Raw genomic sequence first — 16,119 nt, 5'->3', positions numbered from 1 at the left:
ACATGCCCGACGCAGGAACATGAAGGAGCAGGGCGCCGGCCCGCAGGCCAGTCCGCGCCTGCTGGCGTGGCTGGTGGCCGGTGCCGTGGCCGGCATGGGCGCCGCGCCGTCCGCCCGTGCGCAACAGCTTCAGCAGCCGGCCGCCTCTTCACCGATGCCGTCATCCGGACAGCGGCTGGCCTTTGACCAGCCGGCCCAGCCGCTGATCAACGCGCTGCGCGCCTTCGGCCGCCAGACCCAGTTCCAGGTGCTGTACGACGAAGCCGTGCTGGGCGGCCGCCAGGCGCCGGCCCTCCGGGGCAGCTTCACGCCGCAGGAGGCCATGGACCGGCTGTTGGCCGGCACCGGCGTGACCGCGCACAGCACCGAGCAGGGCACGTTCACGCTGCGAAAGGCGCCTGCGCCTGAGCCTGCGCCGCAGGCGTCGGCGGGCACCACGCTGTCCACGGTCAACGTGACCTCGCAGCGCATGGCCGCGCCGGGCAGCTACGTGGGCAGCGGCAGGAGCGCCAGCACCAAGCTGGACACGCCGCTGATCGAGACGCCGCGCTCCATCTCCATCGTCACCCAGGAGCAGCTGCAGAACCAGGCGCCCAAGAGCATCGAGCAGGCCCTGTCGTACACGGCCGGCGTGTCCACCGAAGTCACGGGCGCGGACCTGCGCATGACGGGCGCCATCATCCGGGGGTTCAGCGATGGCAGCTCCTACTACAAGGACGGGCTGCGGCAGTTCTCGGCCGGCACCTATGGTTCGTGGAACGACGAGATCGACGAGCTGGACAGCATCGAGGTCATCAAGGGCCCGGCCTCCGTGCTCTTTGGCCAGGGGCGGCCGGGCGGCGTGATCAACGTGGTCTCCAAGAAACCCGAGGCCGACCATGTGAACAGCGTGGGCCTGTCCTATGGCCGCTACCAGCGCGCCCAGGCCACGGCCGATCTGGGCGGCGCGCTGGATGCCTCGGGCGACCTGCTGTACCGGCTCAACCTCAAGGCGCGTGACAGCGACGGACGCACCGTGGGCTCGCGCGATGACCGCATCTCCATCGCGCCCTCGCTGCGCTGGAACCTCTCCGGCCGCACCCACCTGACCGTGCTGTGCAGCTACTCGCGCGAGCGCGGCACGCCCAAGTCCTGGTGGCCCAGCCTGTTCACCTACCCGCAGATCAAGGACCTGCCCGCGCACCTGACGGCCGGCGACCCGTCCTTCGACCGCTTCGACCGCGACACGCGATCGCTGGGCTACGAGTTCTCGCACCAGACCGACAGCGGCTGGCAGCTCACGCAGAACCTGCGCTACTCCACCATCGACATCGACTACCGCCACATCTACGCCATGGACGTGCTGGCCGACGGCCGAAGCGTCTCGCGCGCCAGCCTGGCCCAGCGCACCAAGGGCCGCACGCTGGCGCTGGACACCCGCCTGGACAAGGACCTGCGATGGGGCGGGCTGCAGCACCGGATGGCCTTCGGCATGGACCATGTGAAGTACAGGGAGCGCGGCGGCCTGGGCTTTGGCTGGGATGTGCCCGACCTGGACATGCTCGACCCCGCCTATGGCCAGTCCATCGCCTATCCAGAGCTGGAGGACAGCCGCACGGACCTGCGCCAGACCGGCATCTACACGCTCAACCAGTTCAAGTGGGACCGCTGGGTGGCCAATCTCAGCCTGCGCCATGACCAGGCGCGCACCACGCAGAACAGCAGCACCCAGCCGCGCATGAGCGACAGCGCCACCACCGGCAGCGCGGGCCTGCTCTACCTGTTCGACAGCGGCTGGGCGCCCTATGCGAGCTATGCGACCTCCTTCGATCCGGTCACGGGCCTGCAGTACGACGGCAATCCGTTCGAGCCCCGGCGCGGCAAGCAGTACGAGGCGGGCGTGAAGTACCAGCCTCCGGGAAGCACCTCGCTGATCACGGCCTCGGTCTTCGACCTGCGCCAGACCAACGTCACCACGCTGGACCCCGACCACCCGCGCTTCAGCATCCAGACGGGCGAGGTGCGCTCCACGGGGCTGGAGCTGGAAGGCCGCTTCGCGCTCACGCGCGAGCTGAACGCGCTGGCCAGCTACACCTACCTGGACCCGCGCACCACGCAGAGCAACCGGCCCGCCGAAATCGGCCGCCAGACCATACAGACCACACGCCACATGGCCAGCCTGTGGCTGGACTACCGCCCGCGCGCGGTGCCGGGCCTGATGGTGGCCGGCGGCCTGCGCTACAAGGGTCGCTCTCCCTACAACGTGGCGGCGGACGGCACGCTGAACATCAACGACTCCGCCACGCTGGCCGACCTGGCGCTGGCCTACGAGACGCCGCAGTACCGCATCGCGCTGAACATCAACAACCTGTTCAACCGCAAGTACTTCGCAGGCATCTTCCGCGGCGTGGATCGCGAGGCCACGCTGAGCTTCAAGTACTACTGGTCTATGTAGAAGACCTGCGCGCGGGTGGCTTGCGCGCGGCGCGAGCCGGCCCGCGCGGCTCGGGCGTCCTGATCAGCTGGTGGTTGAACTCCCTCCACAGCGCGTCGCGCCGGGCCAGCGCCTCGGACACATCGGCATGGCGCAACTGGGCCACGGCCGAGACCAGGGCATTGCACAGGTAGAAGGCGGCCGTGTAGGAGTGAAAGGGCGAGGCATTGGCCGTGCGCACCTGCAGCCAGTGGTGGGCCACGGTGGCCAGGGGGGCCGTGGGGCTGTCGGTGATGGCCAGCACCCGGGCGCCGGCTTCCGAAAATCGCTGCGCCACTTCGTAGGTGCCGCGTGAATACTGGCTGACGCTGAAGGCCAGCAGCGTGTCGGTGGGGCCTACCCACAGCAGCTGGTCGGCCGGGGCGATGGCGCCTGCATCCAGCTGCTGCACGCCGGGGCGGCACATGTTCAGGTGCAGGGCCAGCCAGGCGGAGACCGGCGAGCTGTTGAGCTGGGCCAGCACGAACACCCGGCCCTCGTCCTGCGCGAGCTGCCGGGCCATGGCCTCGAAGGCCGCCATGTCCAGCCCTTCGCGCGTGGATTGGATGTTGTGCTGGTCGTGCAGCAGTGCATCGTCCACGCACTCGCTCAGGCTGCGCTGCGCGCCCAGCAGCACGGGCGCGCGCTGGGCAGCCGTCTGCAGCAGCGCCGTCACCTCGCCGCGCGCCTCGCGCTGGGCCTCGGCATAGCTGGCATAGCCGAGCTTGGCGAACAGGCGCACCACGGTCGAGGCGCTGGTGCCTGTGCGCGCTGCCAGGGCGGTGGCCGATTCCAGCAGCGCATGCGGATAGTCGCTGCCCAGGGTCTGGGCCAGCGTCTGCTCGCTGGCCGTCAGTTCCGCGCCCTGCTGCGCCAGGCGCTGCGGCAGCAGCAGCGCGGCTTTTTGCAATGGTGATTTCATGTTTTTCTTGTATATGCAACGTGTGTTGCAAAATAGGGGGTCGCGTGCAACACTGCATGCACTCTGGAGATTCCACCATGCACGATACCCTCGAACAAAGCCGCGTGCAGCAGCGCGCGAGACTGCTGGACTGGCTGGGCGGCCAGCAGCAGGCCATGCAAGATCTGTTGCACAGGATTGTCGATATCGACAGCGGCAGCCGCGATGAAGCCGGCATCCTGGCCGTGGCCCAGGCCCTGCGCGAGCGGCTGGAGGCGGCCGGCGTGGCCGTGCGCTTCGAGGACGTGCCCGGCTACGGCGTGCTGCTGCATGCCGACGTGCCCGGGCCCGGCGAGGGCGCGCCCATCTATCTGATGGGTCACATGGACACGGTTTTTCCGGCCGGCACCGTGGCGCGCCGCCTCTTCCGCGTGGAAGAAGGCCGGGCCTACGGTCCCGGCGTGGCCGACATGAAGTCGGGCCTGGTGCTCAACGTCTTCGTGGCCGAGGCCTTTGCGCGCTGCGGCGGCCTGGGCGCGCCGCTCAAGCTGTTCTTCTCGTGCGACGAGGAGATCGGCTCGCCCGCCACGCGCCAGACCATCATGGACACGGTGCGCGGTGCGCGCGCCGTCTTCAATGCCGAGCCCGGCCGCGTCAGCGGCAACCTGGTGACCAGCCGCAAGGGATCGATGGCCGTGGAGTTCGAGGTGCAGGGCGTGGCCGCCCATGCGGGCATCAACCACGCGGCCGGCGCCAGCGCGCTGGAGGCCATGGCGCGCAAGCTGCTGGCCCTGCATGCGCTGACCGATCCCGCCACGGGCACGACCACCAATGTGGGCGTGCTGCAGGGCGGCATCGTGCCGAACATGGTGGCGCCCCACGCCAAGGCCGAGCTCGATGTGCGCTACACGGCCCAGACCGATCCCGATGCGCTGATGGAGCGCATCCGCGCCATCGTGGAGGAAGAATCCGTGCCCCGCACCCAGGGCCGCGTCACCGCCGTGCGCCGCACCCTGCCCATGGCGCCCACGCCCGATGCGCTGCTGCAGCTGTACCGGCGCGGCGCGCAGTCGCTGGGCTTCGATGTGCAGGGCGAGTTCACGGGCGGCGCGGCCGACAGCGGTCTGACCGCCTCGGTGGGCGTGCCCACGCTGTGTGCCACCGGCCCCGTGGGCGGCCATGCCCATACCGAGCGCGAGTACTGCGAGCTGGCCACCTTCGTGCCGCGTGCGCAGGCCGTGGCCCTCGCCATCTTTGATCACCCCTGATTGCGCTGATACCCATGAAAAACCTGTCCGTGAACCCCTCCCTGAACACCCGCCGCAAGCTGCTGGGCGCAGGCCTTGGCCTGGCGGGCCTGTCCGCGCTGGCGCCGCTGGCCGCACGCGCCGATGACAAGTACCCCTCGCGCCCGATCACGCTGGTCGTGCCGTTTCCGCCCGGCGGTTCGGTGGACATCATGGGCCGACAGTACGCCGAGCCCCTGTCGCGCATCCTGGGCGCGCCCATCGTGGTGGAGAACCGGCCCGGCGCGGGCGGCTCGGTCGCCACGCAGTACGTGTCGCGCGCCAAGCCGGACGGCTACACCCTGGTCGTGTCCTCGCAAAGCAGCCACCTGGCCAATCCGCTGACCCAGCCCAAGATCGGCTACGACCCCATCAAGGACTTCGAGAACATTGCCATCCTGGGCCGCCAGCCCAATGCGCTGATGGTGCATTCCAGCCTGCCCGTGAAGAACTTCCAGGAGTTCATCGAGTACGTGAAGAAGCGCCCCGGCCAGGTCAACTACGGCAGCGGCGGCATCGGCAGCATGGGCCAGCTCAATGTGGAAATGCTCAAGGCCGCCACGGGCATCTTTGCCACGCACATCCCCTACCGTGGCGGCTCGCCGCTGGTCACGGCGGCCATCGGCAACGAGGTGCAGTTCATCCTCGACAACCTGGTCTTCATGCTGCCCCATGTGCAGTCGGGCAAGGTGCGCGCCCTGGTCGTGGCCTCCGAGCAGCGCCTGCCCATGCTACCCGACGTGCCCACCATGGCCGAGGTCGGCTATCCCCAGCTCAACATGAGTTCCTGGACCGGCATCGCGGCGCCTGCGGGCACGCCCGACGCCATCGTGCAGACGCTGCACAAGGCCGTGCGCCAGGCCGCCACCGCGCCTGCCATGGTGGCCAGCCTCAAGGAGCGCGGCGTGGTCGCGCCCGAGGAGATGAGCCCTGCCGCGTTCGAGAAGATGATGGCCGAGCGCCTGAAGCTCTTCGGCGAGGTGGTGCGCAAGGCCCATATCGTGGCCGAGTAAGCAGGGCACGCCCAGGGCGCCCCCAGGGCGCCCCGGATGGCCGGGCGCAGCCGAGGTATTTCCATAAGGAGGAGACATGAGCATGACCCCTATCGCCCGCCAGGCTGCCAGCCGCCCTTCCCGCCGCCGCGTGCTTGGCGCGGGGCTGGGCCTGGGTATGCTGGCGCCGCTTGCGGCGCTGGCCGCCGAAGGCAAGGCCGCTGGCTACCCCTCGCGCCAGATCAGCTTCATCGTGCCGTTCCCTCCGGGCGGTTCGGTGGATGCCATGGCACGCCAGTACGCCGAGCCCATGGCACGCATCCTGGGCGTGCCCATCGTCGTGGAGAACCGGCCCGGCGCGGGCGGCTCGGTGGCCGCGCTGGCCGTGGCGCGCGCCAAGCCGGACGGCTACACCCTGGTCGTGTCCTCGCAGAGCAGCCATCTGGCCAATCCTCTGACCCAGCCCAAGGTGGGCTACGACCCCATCAAGGACTTCGAAAACATCGCCATCCTGGGCCGCCTGCCCAATGTGCTGGTCGTGCCCGCGAGCCTGCCCATCCGCAGCTTTGCGGAGTTCATCGCCTATGCCAAAAAGCACCCTGGCCAGCTCAACTACGGCAGCGGCGGCACGGGCAGCATGGGCCAGCTCAACATGGAGATTTTCAAGGCCGATGCGGGCCTGGACATCACCCATGTTCCCTACCGGGGCGGCACGCTGCTGGTCACCTCGGTGCTGGCGGGCGAGGTGCAGGTGTTCTTCGACAACCTCATCTCCATGCTGCCCCACATCCAGGCGGGCAAGGTGCGCGCCCTGGCCGTGGCCTCCGAGCAGCGCGTGGCACAAATTCCCGATGTGCCCACGCTGGCCGAGGTCGGCTACCCGCAGCTGAACATGAGCTCATGGACCGGCCTGGCCGCGCCGGCCGGCACGCCAGCGCCCGTGGTGCAGGCCCTCTTCAAGGCCGTGCGCCAGGCCGCCACGGCGCCGGCCATGGTGGCCAGCCTGCAGGACCGTGGCGTGACCCCGCCCGAGGAAATGAGCCCCGCCGCCTTCGAGGCCATGATGTCCGAGCGCCTCAAGCGCTTTGGCGAGGTGGTGCGCAGGACGGGCATCGTCGCCGAGTGAGCTGCTAGTCCAGCTGCACGCCCACCTCGCGCACCAGCCGGCCCCAGTCCGCCAGGTCCTGGCGCAGCGTGTCGGCGAATTGCGCGGGCGTGGTCCGGGGCAGGTCGGTCAGGTTGAGCTCGCCCAGCTTTTTGGCCGTGGCCGGGTCCTGCAGCAACTGGTTGATGGCGGCGTTGAGCTTGTCCACGATGGGTTGCGGCGTTTTGGCGGGCGCGAAGACGCCGTACCAGGAATAGTTGTGGAACGGGTAGCCCGCCTCGGTCAGGCTGGGCAGGTCCGGCTGGCTGGGAATGCGCTTGTCGCCGCTGTGGGCGATGGCGCGCACGCGGCCCGCACGCACCAGCTCCACGGTGGAAGAGGTGTCCGCAAACGCCGCTTGCACCTGCCCGCCCAGCAGGCCCTGCACACAGGGGCTGCTGCCCTTGTAGGGCACATGCTGCATCTGCAGGCCGGCCTGCTTGAGCAGGAATTCCATGGTCAGGTGCCCGCCCGAGCCCTGGCCCCAGGAACAGTAGCTGAGCTGGCCGGGCCGGGCGCGCACATGCTCCACGAACTCCTTGAGCGAATGCACGGGCAGATCGCGCGAGACCAGCAGCAGATTGCCGGCGCGGCCGATCTGCGCAATGGGCGCAAAGTCCTTGATCGGGTCATACGGAACCTTGCGGTAGAGGCTGGGGTTCACGGCCATGGACGCCGTGTAGGTGAACAGCAGCCGGTAGCCGTCCGGCGCGCCGCGCGCGGCCTGCTCCACGCCGACCAGGCCGTTGGCGCCGGGCCGGTTGTCCACCACGAAGGGCTGCCTGAGCAGCCGGGTCAGGCCTTCGGCAAACACCCGCGCGATGGTGTCCGTGCCGCCGGCGGCGGCCGTGGGCACGATCAGCGTGGCGGGGCGGGCGGGGTAGTTGCCGGCATCCTGTGCCGGCTGGGCGTGGCCTGTGCAGGCCATGGCCAGCAGCAGTGCCAGGGCCATGCCGTGCTTCTTCATCGTCTTCATGCACTTGTCTCCTTGTGTCGCCGTGTGTCGCCTTGCCTGTGCGCGGCCCCGTCAGCGCAGCCCCAGGCGCGCCTGCCGGCCCTGCTCGATCATGTCGGCCCCCACGCGGTAGAGGTTGCGCGAGACATAGCTGTCCACCTCGCGCGCACGCTCGCGCAGCCAGGCGGCCTTGAGGCTGCGGGCCTGGCCGATCTCGGGCGCGTCGCCGGCCGCCGTGGCCAGCACGTCGATCACATGCAGGGCCAGCTGCCACTGGCCCGCGTCGGCCAGCGCCTGGGCGCTGGCCACCAGGCCGGGCTTGTCGGTGATGGCCTGGGCAATGGCGGCGCCTGCGGCCTCGGGCGGGGCCGGGTGCAGCGTGGTCGGGTTGCGGTCCCACCAGCCGTTTTCCGAACGGTAGATGTCGCGCACGATGTAGCTGGGGTCGCCATAGGTGGGCTTCATCCACTCCACGCCGAACAGCTCCTGCGGATAGTCCATGGCCGCGAGCACCTGCTGCTCGTTCAGGCCCTCGTTCATCAGGCGCACGACTTCGGCGCGCAGCCAGCGCAGCGCCTGTGCGGTGTGCAGCAGCACCTGCTGCACGGCCTGCTCGCCCTCGATCACGGGACCGAACTCGCGCACGGCCTTGAGCGGGCGCAGCGCGGCCATGGCCTGCAGCGTGTCGGCCCAGCGCACGGTGTCGCGCAGCGTGCGAAAGGGCGTGCCGATGTTGGGGATGGAGTCCAGCAGCGCCGCGCCGCCGTACAGCACGCGCTGGCCGGGGCTCCACAGCGCGATGGCGTCGTCGGTCTCGGACGGCGCCCAGAACAGCTCGATGCGGCTGTCTCCGCTGCCTATCTCCAGCCGCGTGTCGAAGGTTTCGGTGGGCTCGTGCATGTCCAGCCGGTGCTCGAAAAAGCCCGCGCTGCGGTTGAACTGGATCTCGGCCATGCGGTGCTGCAGCGCCCGGGTCTCGCGGTAGCGCGCCTGGCGGCGCGGCAGGTTGCGGTGCGCGATGAGGCGCGGCACAGGCTCTCCGCGCGCGGCCGCATGCTCCAGCCAGGCGGGCACGCCCGCGTTGTAGCCGATGTGGCCGTGGCTGTAGCACAGCGCATGCACGGGCGCATCGCTGAGCTGGCGCAGGCTGGCGATCATGTCCTGGCTGACCTTGCCGCCGGGGCCGGCGTCGATCACCACCAGGCCCGCGTCGGTCTCGGCCACGAAGGACTGCCCCTGGCCGCGCAGTATGTGCAGGCCCGGCGCCACGGTTTCGCTGCCGGTGCCCACCAGCAAGAAGGGCTTGTCGTCGTCTCTGGCGTTCATGGGGTCTCCGGGTCTGGTTCGATGGGGGGCAGGGCGTAGCGGCCGTCCAGCAGTTCGGGCCGTGGCATGTAGGCGCGCAGGCACAGGTAAAAGCCTTCGCGCGGCGCGGGCAGCCAGTTGGCGCGGTGGTCTTCGCTGGCCGGCGGCGCGTGGCTGATGTGGATAGTCAACCCGCCATCGCCATCGCCATCGCCATCGCCATCAGCGTCGGGGCGCAGGCCCGGCGTGCGGTCGCCGATGGCATAGCGGTCGATGGGGTTGTCCACCAGCATGCAGTCGTGGGCGCCGTAGAGGGTCAGGGACCAGAAGGCCTGCACGGGCGGCAGCGCGCCTGGGGCAAAGCGCAGCCGGTAGCGGCGGCTGCCGTGCAGGGGCAGGCCCTGGGCGTCATGCCAGGCCAGCGGGTAGATGGCCTCGCGGCTTTCCAGCATGCCGATGTACTTGAGCGCAATTTCGGCGCGGGCCTGGAAGTCGTCGCCAAAACTGCCTTCGACCAGGGCGGGGAGTTCCCAGCCCGAGTCCAGGCGCCGGCCCGTGCTGGCCGCGCGCAGCCGGGGCAGCACGCTGTCCAGGGCGCGCTGCAGTGCGGCTTGCTGTTCCGCATCGGGTGCGCCCAGCCCGGCGCCCAGGCCCACGGCCGCAAAGCGCGCGACCCGTGCGGTGTGTTCCTCTGGTGGCGGGTTGTCGCGCAGCGCGGCATTGACCTGGGCGGCGTAGTACGCAGCGTTGGGCACGGCGTTGGGTGCGGCCTGGGGATCGCAGTCCGGGTCGAAGGCGCGGGCCTGCGAGGGAGTGCCCGCCTGCCAGTCGGCCAGCGGGCGCACCGCAAAGCCGTCCTGCAGCGCGTGCACGGCGGGCAGGTCATGCTCGCCATCGACCAGGATGCGGCCTATCACCCACAGCCAGGGAGTGGGCGCGGCAATGTGTGCGCCGGGCGCATCGAACGGTGGCGGCAGCGCCCCCTGCCAGCCGGGCGGCGTGATCAGGAAGGAGCGCGCAGCCGTGCCCGTCAGGCGCTGGCCCAGGTGGGCGAAGGGGTTGGTGAAGAAGTCCAGCAGGCCCAGGACGTAGTAGCGGCCCGCCGTGTCGGGCACGTCGATCACCAGCGGCCCGGCGCCCAGGTCCAGCCAGGCGTTGGTGTAGAGCGTGTCGTTGTTGGGCGTGACCACGCGGCTGGTGCCGGCGCGCAGCAGCTGGCGCGCATGCACGAACTGGTTGCACCAGCGCAGCGGTGCGGGCGCAGCCTCGCCGGCCGCATTGCGCCGGGGCGAGGTGGCCGCGCGCATGCGGCGCATCTCGTACAGCGGGCAGGTGTGGATGACGGCCTCTTCGGCCAGGGTGCTCAGGTCCATGGCGTGTCTCATGCGGCCACGGGCTGCAGGGGCGGAACAGGCCATTGGTGCGCGCCTGCCTGCGGGTGGTACATGCGCAGGATGAGGTAGAAGCGCCCGTGCGGCGTGGGCAGCCAGTTGGCGGCGCCCTGTGCCGGCCGGGCATGGCCCAGGTCGATCTGCAGGCTGCCGTCGGCCTCGCGCAGCAAGCCCGGCGTGCGGTCCCCTATGGAGTGGCGGCCGATCTCGTTGCCGTAGAGAAAGCGGTCGGCGTCGTACAGGGTGACGGACCAGAAGGCGTCGGCCGGCGGCATGTCGGCGGCATTGAAGCGCAGCACATAGCGCTGGCTGCCGTCCAGCGGCTGCAGGCCTGCGTCGTGGTGGGCGGCGGCGTAGATGGCCTCGCTGGTGGCCAGCGCGCCCAGGCCCAGGTAGGCGGTGCGTGCGCGGCCCAGGTACTCGCTGCCGTAGCGGCCGGTGGACGGCGTCATGGTCCAGGGCCGGGGGCGGCGGTTGCGCCCCATGGCGGCCACGGTGCGCACGCCGTCGGCAAAGCCCTCGGTCAGGCCTTCGCGCACGGGCTCCTCCAGCTGCTCCCACGCCATGTGGGCGCTGGCCACCAGGCCGGCCTGGCCGAACCAGGCCAGCAGTCCCTGGTCCTCCTTGCGGCCAGGCGCCTCGGCCAGCGCATGGCAGAGGTTGGCAAAAAAGCGCGGCGCAACCTCGGCCGCAGGCTCCTGGTTCTCGAAGGCGGCCGCCATGGCGTCCACGGGCGGGCCGACCCAGTTCGCGACGGCGGCCGGGCGGCCTCCTTTCGGCACGCCCGGCGCGGGCTCCAGCCGGATGTCGGCCTGCAGCGCGCGGGCTGCAGGCCAGTCGGGCGCATCGCCCACCACGGTGCGGCCGATCAGCCAGACCAGGTTGCTGGGGCAGTGCACCAGACGGTGGCCGGCCAGGTGTTCCGGCACCTGGCCGCCCGGCCCGACCAGGACCACGGTCTCGCCTTCGGGCGCGCAGTTGCGCGGTCCCAGGTTCTCGAAATTCTCGGTATAGGCGTCGTACAGGGCCAGCACGAAATAGCGGCCCGGATGCGCGGCGCTGGAGGGCACGGTCAGCAGGCGCGGGCCGTCGGCCAGGTGGATCCAGGCCAGCGAGTACAGCAGGTCGTTGGCGGGCGTGACCACGTCGCGGTCCTCATGGGTGGAGGGGCGCTGGCTGTGGTGCAGCGTGTCGAAGTCGCCGCGCATGTCCAGGCCCAAACCGGTAGCACGTGCGGCGCCGGCATCGGTCTGCAGGCGGCAGGTGCGGTAGGTCTCTATCAGCGGATAGCCGTAGACAAAGGCGGCCAGGCCGATGGAGCGCGCCAGGGCGCGGCGGACTTCGGGCAGGGAGGGAGGGGTCGGGTTCATGTCCATTGTTTTCTTCAGGGCAGGAGGGGGGTCAGTCGAGGGTCACGCCCGTGGAGCGCGCCAGGTCCAGCGCCACGGGCAAAAAGGCGGCGTAGGCGGCGCTGGCCTCGGCCGGGCTGTTGCCCTGGGCCTCCAGGCCCAGCGCCTCGACACGCTGGCGCACCTGGGGCTCGCGCATCACGGCGGCGACCTCGCGGCCCAGGCGTTCGACGATGGCGTCGGGCGTGCGCGCGGGCGCCATCAGCGAGATCGATCCCGTGATGGCATACACGGGCTCGCGGTAGCCCTGCTCGGCAAAGGTGGGCACATCGGGCAGGGCCTTGCTGCGGCGCGGTCCGGCCACGGCCAGGGCGCGCAGCTTGCCGGCGTCGATGAAGGGCTTGAGCGTGGCGGCCGAGCCCAGCGTCATCTGGATCACGCCGCTGACCAGGTCGATGGACATGGGCCCTTCGCCCTTGTAGGCCACGTGCAGCGACTGCAGGCCGTAGGCCTTGTCCATGAAGACCTGGACCTGGTGCGGCTGCGTGCCCGCCCCCCAGGAACCCATGGCGTACTTGCCCGGCGACTGGCGCACGGCCTCGACCAGGCCCTTGAAGTCCTTGGCCGGCACGGCCGGGTTGACGGCCATCACCATGGAGGGCGAGACCACGTCCGAGACCATGCGCAGCTCGGTGCGCGGGTCGTAGGGCAGTTTCTTGTAGAGCACCAGGTTGGCCGTGATGGGCCCGGGCACGGTCAGCAGCAGGGTGTGGCCGTCGGGCGCGCTCTTGGCCACATGCTCGGTGCCGATGATGCCGCCCGCGCCGCTGCGGTTGTCCACCACCACGGGCTGGCCCAGGCGCTTGGCCAGGCCCTCGGCCAGGATGCGCGCCACGGTGTCGGTGGAGCCGCCGGCCTGGTATTGCACGACGATGCGCACGGGCCGGGCGGGATAGCCGTCCTGGGCCAGCGCGGCGCTGCAGGCCAGGGCAAGACAGGTCAGTGCGGCGGTGCGCAGCAGGGGGGTATTCATGGTGGCCTCCGGGCGGGAGATGGAATGGGCATTGGCTTTCATGCAGCCTCCCTGCCGATGACCAGCGCATCGACGGCCACGCAGCCGCCGTCCTCGCGCGGGCGGGCGATCAGGGGATTGATCTCGGCGCTTTCCAGCGTGGCGCCTGCGCGCTGCGCAAAGCCGGCCAGGGCGCACAGCGTGTCGGCAATGCTGTCCAGGTCCACGCGGGGGCGGCCGCGCGCGCCGTCCAGCACGGCAAAGGCCCGCAGCTCGCGCACCATGGCCAGCGCGTCGTCGCGCGCGATGGGCAGCAGGCGCAGCGAGACATCGCGCAGGATCTCGGCATGGATGCCGCCCAGCCCGAACATCAGCACCGGGCCGAACACCGGGTCGCGGTGCACGCCGGCGATGCACTCCACGCCGCCCTGCACCATGGGGGCGGCCAGCGCGCCGTCGATGTGCGCCTCGGGCCGGGCCTGGCGCGCATTGGCCAGGATGCGGTCGAAGGCGGCCTGGGCGCCGGCCGCATCCGCCAGGTTCAGTGCCACGCCGCCCACGTCGGACTTGTGGGCGATGGCATCGCTGCAGACCTTGAGGGCAATGCGTCCGCCCATCTCCTGCGCGGCCTGCACGGCCTGCGCTGCCTCGGCCGCCGTGCGCACCAGCCGGTGCGGCACCACGGGCACGCCGGCCTCGGCCAGCAGGGCCATGCTGCGCTGCTCCGACAGCGTGCCCGCCGGCAGGTGCAGTGCGCTGCCTGCATCGGCCATCGCGGGCAGCGCCTGCGGTGTTTCATGCAGGCGGGCCAGCGCGCCAATGCAGCGTATGGCCGCGCCCGGGTCGGCGAACACCAGGCAGCCCAGCGCCTCCAGCGCATCGCGGCGCTCGGGCGGGCACAGCGTGCTGACGGCCAGCAGGGTATCGGGATGGTGGGTGCGCAGCGTCTGCACCAGGCTTTGCAGCACGGGCCAGAAGGCGTCGGACAGGCCGCCTGCCGCGAAGAAGCCCAGCCAGCTGTCGAACTGCCGGTCGGTCAGCATCAGGCGGGCGCTGCGCTCCAGCAGCGTCATGTCGTTGGTGACCTGGCCCGTGATGTCCACGGGGTTGCGCGGCGCGGCAAACGGCACCCATTCGCGCAGCTGGCGCTGGGCCGCATCGGACAGCGGTGCCACGTCCAGGCCGGCTGCGCTGGCGTCGTCGGCCATCATGGCGCCCACGCCGCCCGAGACCGTGAACAGTCCGATGGACCGCCCCTTGGGGGCCCGCGCGATGGAGGCACTGGCCGCCAGCGCGAAGAAGTCCGTGATGGAATGCGCGCGCAGCACGCCGTAGCGGCGGAACACCGCGTCATAGACGGCATCGTTGCCCGCCAGCGAGGCCGTGTGCGATGCGGCGGCGGCCGCGCCCAGGGCGCTGGTGCCCACCTTGCACATGACCACGGGCTTGCCGCGCTCCTGCGCCAGGGCCAGGGCCGCGCGCAGCCGGGGGCCGTCGCGGCAGCCCTCCATGTAGGCCATGATCACGTCGGTCTCGGGGTCCTGGGCCAGCCAGGCCAGGCCATCGGCCAGCTGCACATCGGCCTCGTTGCCCGTGGTGGCCCACAGCGACAGGCCCAGCCCGCGCTCGCGCGCCAGGCTGTAGGCATAGGCCCCGAAGGCGCCCGACTGGCTGACCATGCCGATGCGCCCGGGCCGCACCAGGCCGCCGCCCGGCGCGGGCGAGAACGTGGCGTAGACCTGGTGGCCGGGGCGCATGAAGCCCAGGCAGTTCGGGCCGATGAGGCGTATGCCCGCCTCCTGCGCGCGCCGCGCCAGCGCCTGCTGGGCGGCCGTGCCGTCGGAGCCGGTCTCGGCATAGCCCGAGGAAAACAGCACCATGGACTGCACGCGCGCGGCGGCCGCATCCTCCAGCACGCCGGCCACCTGCGACTGCGGCACGGCGACGATGGCCAGGTCCACCGGCGCGCCGATGGCGGCCAGCCGCTCGTGCGCGGGCAGGCCCTGCACGCGGCTGGCGCGCGGGTTCACCGCATACAGCGCGCCGCCGTAGCCGAAGCGCAGCAGGTAGTCCAGCGGAATGCCGCCGATCTTGCTGGCCTGGTCCGAGGCGCCGACCACGGCGATGGAGCGCGGCGCGAACAGCGCGTCGAGCCGGGAAGTGTCGAAGCAATGGCTGTCGGTCATGGGTGTCCCTCAGAAGTTGTGGCGCACGCCCAGCGCCAGGGACCGCACGCCGTCGCCGCTGTGGGCGGCCACCGGCACGTTGGCAATGGCGGCCGAGGCATTGGCCGCGTTGCCCAGCTGCAGCCAGCGCGCGTAGAGCACGGTGCGCTTGCTCAGCGCGTAGTCGTAGCCCAGCGTCCAGGTGTTCTGGGCGCGGTCCGTGCCGCCCACCTCGCGCCGCGCCACCGAGACCAGCAGCTTGGAGCGCGCATCCACGCTCCAATCGGCGCCCAGCTGGGCCAGCCTCGCCTTGGGTGTGCCTGCACGGTCCACGCGGTTGATGACGTAGTTGCCCGTCAGGCGCAGCCCATTCAGGGCTTCCCAGCTGGCCGACAACGCCTGGTACTGGCTGGTGGCGGGCGCGGCCACGGGTGCGGCGGCGCTGCCTTCCACGGACTTCTGGAAGCTGTAGGCCAGGAACCAGGGCTTCTGGTTCCAGCCCAGCGTGGCGCCGTAGAGGCGGCCGTTGCTGCTGTTCGGTGAAGCCGCTTCGCCGAAGGAATAGGCCAGGTCCGCCAGCCAGGGCTGGCCTGCCGGCGTGCGGTAGCGCACCAGGTTGTTGGCCCGTGCCGCAAACGGCCGCAGGCCGGCCTGGGCATCGGTGGCCGACACCAGGTTCAGCGAGGAAAACAGCGCGTTCATGCCCAGCGGATCGGCCCGGAACAGCGCGCCGAACATGGGCGTGTACATGCGGCCCATCTCCACCGCGCCCCAGCCGCTGTTCAGCCCCACCCAGGCCTGGCGCGTGAAGGCCAGGCCCGGGCCGGGAATGGTGCCCAGGCCCGTGTCCGGCGCCACGCCGGCCTCCAGCATGAACTGGGCACGCAGGCCGCCGCCCAGGTCCTCGCTGCCGCGAAAGCCGATGCGCGATGCCGCGCTGCCCCCGTCCTCCAGCCGGCTCAGGCGCGTGGCGCCCGACCTTGCGCTGTTGATGTGGACGTCGACGATGCCGAACATCTCCACGCTGCCCTGGGCCCACGCGGACGTGCCCAGGGCCGCCATGCCGCCGGCGGCCAGCCAATGCTTGTGCTTCACGAACTTGTCTCCTTGGTAGCGCCCCGGATGCTTTGCCCGGTGGCTTGCTTGCTACTATCCCGAGCGACAGGG

At 70.8% G+C, this 16,119-nt stretch carries 12 protein-coding genes; 4 read left to right on the top strand and 8 right to left on the bottom strand.

All coding sequences use genetic code 11. The features are described 5' to 3' along the window. Positions 1-19: 19 nt before the first annotated feature. Positions 20-2,434, top strand: coding sequence for a TonB-dependent siderophore receptor (locus ACF8LI_RS00430; RefSeq protein WP_392411633.1), 2,415 nt, complete (start codon positions 20-22; stop codon positions 2,432-2,434). Here the strand turns inward: ACF8LI_RS00430 and ACF8LI_RS00425 are convergent. After that, positions 2,427-3,374 carry a MurR/RpiR family transcriptional regulator gene (locus ACF8LI_RS00425; protein WP_016450279.1) on the bottom strand — a complete coding sequence of 316 codons (948 nt, stop codon included), beginning with the start codon at positions 3,372-3,374 and terminating at the stop codon, positions 2,427-2,429. The two genes, ACF8LI_RS00430 and ACF8LI_RS00425, sit on opposite strands and share 8 nt — an antisense overlap. Before the next feature lie 77 nt (positions 3,375-3,451). Here ACF8LI_RS00425 and ACF8LI_RS00420 point away from each other — a divergent pair, with 77 nt between their 5' ends. The 3 genes from ACF8LI_RS00420 to ACF8LI_RS00410 all read left to right on the top strand — a co-directional run bounded on the left by ACF8LI_RS00420 (position 3,452) and on the right by ACF8LI_RS00410 (position 6,757). Beyond that, the gene (locus ACF8LI_RS00420; protein ID WP_392411632.1) at positions 3,452-4,621 is read left to right on the top strand and encodes a M20 family metallopeptidase; all 1,170 of its coding nucleotides are present in this window, start codon (positions 3,452-3,454) and stop codon (positions 4,619-4,621) included. A 14-nt stretch (positions 4,622-4,635) separates the two neighbouring features. Then, entirely contained in the window at positions 4,636-5,652 is a 1,017-nt protein-coding gene (locus ACF8LI_RS00415) for a Bug family tripartite tricarboxylate transporter substrate binding protein (RefSeq protein WP_392411630.1), read from the top strand. 76 nt (positions 5,653-5,728) lie between these two features. Next, positions 5,729-6,757: a Bug family tripartite tricarboxylate transporter substrate binding protein gene (locus ACF8LI_RS00410; RefSeq protein ID WP_392411628.1), complete on the top strand. Its 1,029-nt coding sequence runs from the start codon at positions 5,729-5,731 to the stop codon at positions 6,755-6,757. Between the two features lie 4 nt (positions 6,758-6,761). Here the strand turns inward: ACF8LI_RS00410 and ACF8LI_RS00405 are convergent, their stop codons facing one another. From ACF8LI_RS00405 to ACF8LI_RS00375, 7 genes are read right to left on the bottom strand one after another with little or no spacing between them, the layout of a single operon-like run. Next, the gene (locus tag ACF8LI_RS00405; RefSeq protein ID WP_392411627.1) at positions 6,762-7,751 is read right to left on the bottom strand and encodes a Bug family tripartite tricarboxylate transporter substrate binding protein; all 990 of its coding nucleotides are present in this window, start codon (positions 7,749-7,751) and stop codon (positions 6,762-6,764) included. 51 nt (positions 7,752-7,802) lie between these two features. Continuing rightward, positions 7,803-9,056 (bottom strand): alkyl sulfatase dimerization domain-containing protein, encoded by a 1,254-nt coding sequence (locus ACF8LI_RS00400; protein WP_392411625.1) that lies wholly within the window; start codon positions 9,054-9,056, stop codon positions 7,803-7,805. Beyond that, a complete protein-coding gene (locus ACF8LI_RS00395) occupies positions 9,053-10,408 on the bottom strand; it encodes a DUF1254 domain-containing protein (protein ID WP_392411622.1) in 1,356 nt (451 codons plus the stop codon). The genes ACF8LI_RS00400 and ACF8LI_RS00395 overlap by 4 nt, the downstream gene beginning before the upstream one ends. Positions 10,409-10,416: 8 nt before the next feature. Next, positions 10,417-11,802, bottom strand: coding sequence for a DUF1254 domain-containing protein (locus ACF8LI_RS00390; RefSeq protein ID WP_126311322.1), 1,386 nt, complete (start codon positions 11,800-11,802; stop codon positions 10,417-10,419). A 25-nt stretch (positions 11,803-11,827) separates the two neighbouring features. Beyond that, positions 11,828-12,850 (bottom strand): Bug family tripartite tricarboxylate transporter substrate binding protein, encoded by a 1,023-nt coding sequence (locus ACF8LI_RS00385; RefSeq protein WP_392411619.1) that lies wholly within the window; start codon positions 12,848-12,850, stop codon positions 11,828-11,830. Further along, positions 12,847-14,973: an acetate--CoA ligase family protein gene (locus tag ACF8LI_RS00380; protein ID WP_392411617.1), complete on the bottom strand. Its 2,127-nt coding sequence runs from the start codon at positions 14,971-14,973 to the stop codon at positions 12,847-12,849. Before ACF8LI_RS00380 ends, ACF8LI_RS00385 begins: the two co-directional genes overlap by 4 nt. Positions 14,974-14,982: 9 nt before the next feature. Further along, positions 14,983-16,047 carry a porin gene (locus ACF8LI_RS00375; RefSeq protein WP_154835735.1) on the bottom strand — a complete coding sequence of 355 codons (1,065 nt, stop codon included), beginning with the start codon at positions 16,045-16,047 and terminating at the stop codon, positions 14,983-14,985. Positions 16,048-16,119: the final 72 nt, after the last annotated feature.

It is taken from the genome of Delftia sp. WSY_12, assembly GCF_043104645.1.
In the GTDB taxonomy this organism is placed as follows: Bacteria; Pseudomonadota; Gammaproteobacteria; order Burkholderiales; family Burkholderiaceae_C; genus Comamonas; species Comamonas tsuruhatensis.
The sequence above is the reverse complement of the archived record's forward strand: the minus strand, read 5'-3'. Positions and strand labels throughout refer to the sequence as shown.